Source organism: Rhodococcus sp. AC861, from assembly GCF_979256035.1.
On sequence record NZ_CEEDMW010000089.1, the window covers coordinates 1 to 243 of the forward strand.

At 72.0% G+C, this 243-nt stretch carries 1 protein-coding gene; it reads left to right on the forward strand.

Annotation, left to right across the window (positions count from 1 at the left end; all coding sequences use genetic code 11):
* Positions 1 to 30: 30 nt before the first annotated feature.
* Positions 31 to 243 (forward strand): FAD-dependent oxidoreductase (locus AC0IX4_RS23265; protein WP_471831446.1); only part of this gene is annotated, 213 nt, incomplete at its 3' end.

The window sequence follows — 243 nt, forward strand, 5'->3', positions numbered from 1 at the left end:
GACTTGGGGCCCGCCCGTTGGGGGGGCCCCATGTCGGGGGACGTGATCGTTGTCGGGGCGGGACTCAGCGGGCGTGTCGCTGCACTGGAGCTGGAGCGAGCGGGTCGGTCCGTCACGGTGCTCGACGCTGCCGATCGCATCGGCGGGACGGTGCTCACCCGAGATGTCGACGGGCACCACGTCGACTACGGCGCTCACTGGGTCGGCGGGGATCCGACGGCTGTCCTGGACCTGGCCGACGAG